This window comes from Mesorhizobium sp. M2A.F.Ca.ET.042.01.1.1 (genome assembly GCF_003997405.1).
Classification (GTDB): domain Bacteria; phylum Pseudomonadota; class Alphaproteobacteria; order Rhizobiales; family Rhizobiaceae; genus Mesorhizobium.
Genome location: NZ_RZRX01000387.1, coordinates 1 through 3,975 on the forward strand (window position 1 = coordinate 1; position 3,975 = coordinate 3,975).

At 58.7% G+C, this 3,975-nt stretch carries 4 protein-coding genes and 1 pseudogene; all 5 read right to left on the reverse strand.

What is annotated here, in order from left to right; translation table 11 throughout:
- A pseudogene (locus tag EOA23_RS32315) lies at window positions 1-181 on the reverse strand (hypothetical protein); the annotation flags it as partial.
- Window positions 182-505: 324 nt separating this feature from the next.
- Window positions 506-1,663, reverse strand: coding sequence for a TlpA disulfide reductase family protein (locus tag EOA23_RS32320; RefSeq protein ID WP_126080608.1), 1,158 nt, complete (start codon window positions 1,661-1,663; stop codon window positions 506-508).
- Between the two features lie 598 nt (window positions 1,664-2,261).
- On the reverse strand, window positions 2,262-3,275 hold the full coding sequence (locus EOA23_RS32325) for a 1-aminocyclopropane-1-carboxylate deaminase (RefSeq protein ID WP_024505903.1): 1,014 nt from the start codon (window positions 3,273-3,275) through the stop codon (window positions 2,262-2,264).
- A gap of 236 nt (window positions 3,276-3,511) precedes the next feature.
- Entirely contained in the window at window positions 3,512-3,874 is a 363-nt protein-coding gene (locus EOA23_RS37095; RefSeq protein ID WP_348628604.1) for an exopolysaccharide production repressor protein, read from the reverse strand.
- On the reverse strand, window positions 3,783-3,975 hold a 193-nt coding region (locus tag EOA23_RS32335; protein WP_189341794.1), incomplete at its 5' end, for a 4Fe-4S binding protein. The genes EOA23_RS32335 and EOA23_RS37095, both read right to left, overlap by 92 nt.

A 3,975-nucleotide genomic window follows, 5' to 3' on the forward strand; every position in this document is an offset into this window, starting at 1 on the left:
GTTGCTGTTGCTTGGTGATGATGAACTCGGCCAGCAGCTCGGCATCCGAATGGCCTTCCCATAAGCCGAAGGAATCCTGAGTACGAATGAGCCGCAGGAGGCATTTGACGAACGGGGAAGCAAGGGCTTCTTCGTCATTGTTGACAGCAGGGCCAACCGGAGGAATTTCGTTGTTCGTCATTTCAGTCTTCGTCTTCGAGGTACGATTTCCTTTTCCTGCGATGCCCACTCCGGGTCCGCTTGCGTGGCCGACGAATGGCTTGGGCGGGCCAACCCCAAGAGTGCCCCGTGGCCGACCTCGACATGTCCACGAGTGCGAGACCTGCGGCGCGAATTCGCGGCGCACATCGTCTGCGCCGCGATCCGACCGGTGGTCAACGCAATTGAAATCCAACCTGCCGCAAGCCGCCGCCCTGCTGCATCGACATACTTGCTGCGAAGAGAGCTTCGATGGGCGGATTGGCCAGTGTTCAATTCCAATTGTCAGTCCCTTCGCGATTCTTGCTCAGGAAGTGACTGCGTTTTGAGTTTCGGGTGCCTTCTTTTGCGGAGCCACACAAAGATCCGCGTGACAGGCAGGCTCACCCGTGTAGTTGGCCAGTGCTTCGAGCAATGGGGTAAGATAGTACTGTTTGGTGTGGTCCGGAATTGGCCCCAGCCGGTCCACCGATTTCAGTGCCACCTCGATCAACTCGATTGCGCGATCTTTGTTGCCGCTCTCGTAATAATACTGAGCTACCGGGAGGTACCGGCGGTATTTAAACGGGCCATCGCCGTTCGGGGGATTGAGTGCCAGTATCTGTTCCGAGAGCTCGTTGCCCATCGCAAAGCGCTCCGCGCGCGGAAGATGGGAATTGTCCATCGTGGGATCGAAGAGTTGGTTGAGGGCCAAGGCCATCCACGACACCGCGTCGGACGTTTTGTCGATCGCGTCCTCGACCAATTCTCGCATGACCGGCATGCCGGTCTTGATGTCGCGCAGCTTGTGAAGCAGAAGATCCGCATGAATCTGCCGAAAATCAAAAGAGTCTGGCATCAAGGCGAGGCCTTCTTCGATGGCCAAGAGCGCCGCCGTCCAATTCTCGGCCTGCATCGCCGGCTCAAGTTTGGCGTATATCGGCCCGGTAAGCGACATTTCGCGCGCTGCAAGTTGGTTATGCGCGATGCGCTTTGCATCGGCGGCTTTCGCTTCATAGCTGCTGCGCCAGCTGCCGTTAAGGACTTTCGGCAAAACGTCATCGAGTTCCGCCGGGTGGCCGATAAAAGCGATGTGGCCGTCGCGGTCGACCACGAACGAGGTGGGAATCCCAATCGAAGAGCTGGGATCCATCCAGAGCTTGTTCATTTCGCCAATGTAATCGAACCCGATACGATAATTCAGATTCGGGAACTTCTCGGTCAGCCAGGCATCCACGTTGGTCCGCGCCTCGTCTGCGGTAGGACCCTGTTCGCAGGCGGCAACTCCGACCGCCTCAAATCCGCTGCCTTCATATTTCTCCTGCAGTTCGATCAAATGGGGCATGGCGTCGACACATGGTCCGCACCAAGTCGCCCAAAACTCAACGAGGTAGACCTTGCCGGGCCGAAAGTTCGTGAGGGGCTCGCCACGCAGCCAGTTCTCCACTTTGATCGCAGGAGCCGGGGACCCCATACGCAGTTCCATCTTGGTGTCCAAAGTCATTCCACACCTTTCGTCTCTTTTGTCGCGGAATATTTTCCCGTCAAAATCGGACACGGTCTCGAGGGCATCGCTCCCTCTGGCTTGCTTCAGCGAAGCTCTCACCGTGTTGCCGCACATCAAGCTGCAACGGAGGTGCCAATTCCCTCAGCTCCGGTAAGCGGCGGGAAATGCTTTGAAATTCTCCACGAGGCTAAATGCGGCCGATTGTCGTGAACCCGACATGTCTTCTGCCGCTGTCGGGTTTCGCCCTATCTCTTGAGAGCTTGGACGGCTCGCCTGTGATTTAGACTGGCCTCGGTCCTCGAGCAGTGGCAGTTTGGCGCCAGTTCGAAAGCGCGAACTCGCCGGCTTGGTCCTCGTGCCGCCACCGCCGCGTGTGGATTCTTGCCCCGGAGTCAAAATTCGCCTCGCGGTTGCCAACGGCGGCATGCGCTCAATGCGCGTGGCGTTGAGCCCCGACAGCACGTAATGGTACCAATTAGTGGATGCCCGTCGCTGCCTCCACTTCTCCAGCCAAGCGCTCGAACGACGCTACCTACCCACGTTCGAGCGCGACCGCGGAATCGCAGACTGCCGAACGTCAGCCGTTGCGAAAGGTGTAGCCGTACCCGTTGATCGCCGGCGCGCCGCCTAGATGTGCGTAGAGGACCCTCGATCCCTGTGGAAAGAAGCCCCTCTGGACGAGGTCGATCATCCCTTGCATCGATTTGCCCTCGTAAACGGGGTCCGTAATCATGCCCTCGAGCCGCGCGCACAAACGGATTGCCTCTTTGGTTTCCTCCGATGGAACGCCATAACCCGGGTACGCGTAGTCCATGAACAACACCACGTCTGCCTCGACAATTTCCGCTCCGAGGTGGACGAGCTTCGCTGTATTTTGGGCGATGCCGAGCACCTGCGCCTTGGTCTTGGCGGGCATGGCGGAGGCATCGATACCGATCACATTGCGCTGTCGACCATCCTTGGCGAACCCGACGAGCATGCCGCCGTGGGTTGAACCAGTCACCGTACAGACGACGATATAGTCGAAGGCAAACCCAAGCTGCTCTTCCTGGGCACGCACCTCCTCAGCGAACCCCACATAGCCCAGGCCGCCGTATTTGTGGACAGAGGCGCCGGCAGGTATCGCATATGGCCTGCCGCCCCTTGCCTTGACTTCATAAAGTGCCTTTTCCCAGCTGCGGCGGATGCCGATGTCAAAGCCCTCGTCAACCAGGCGCACCTCTGCCCCCATGATGCGGCTCAAGAGGATATTGCCGACCCGGTCGTAGACAGCATCATCATGTGGGACCCAGCTCTCCTGGACCAGGAGGCATTTCATGCCGATCTTGGCGGCGACCGCAGCGACCATGCGCGTATGGTTGGACTGCACGCCACCGATTGTGACGAGCGTATCGGCATCTGACGCGATCGCGTCGGGCACAATGTATTCGAGCTTGCGCAGCTTGTTTCCGCCGAACGCGAGACCGGAGTTGCAGTCCTCGCGTTTGACGTAGATTTCCACCTTGTCGCCCAGATGCTTGCCGAGGCGGTCGAGCCTCTCGATCGGCGTGGGTCCAAAGGTGAGCGGATAACGTTCGAATTTTTCCAGCATGCTATCTCCAGCAAAAAAGTACCTGAACCGGCTACGCACCGGTCAGCCCAGGGGTATGGTCGCGTGTTAGCCGAACACAGATTCCCTATACGATCAGCTCAGTCATCAGAGGGTGACCAAAATTGGTGTGGGTCTGAGCACTGATCCTGTCATCCGCGCATCAAAGCAGCAGCACATGCTGGGCATTCGACCAAGCCGGGACACAGCTGAAAATTGCATTCCGCAGTTGATCAGAGTCAGACGACTGGTACCCGAGCTTTCCTGTAACCATCGGCATGCTGGCCCCTGTGGCGAGTTCCACGAGCGCGGCTAGAGGACTGCCAGATCAGAAAGAGCACGCGGCCGAAGGAGCCGGCCTGAAGCAGCAGCGAACAGGCCAGCGTCGTGACGACTGCCACACGGAGCGAATCCAAAGCGAAGTAAACCATCGACGCATTGCTGCACAGGACCAGCCCCACGAGCCGACAAAAAGATGAAGTGCACGCCGCTCCCCTGGTTTTCGCCAGATCATGTTGCGAGCTCGTCGGCCGCAACATGCGTCTGGCAGTTCTTGGGGCAGACGCGGCCGCAGGCTCCGCAGCCGATGCAGCGGCCGGCATCATCGACAACCATGATCATGCGATTGAGCTTGCCGTCGAAATCGTCGTCCTCGTCATCGCAGGGGCCGAGGATTTCACCCGCATCATCAACGCCGTGAAGA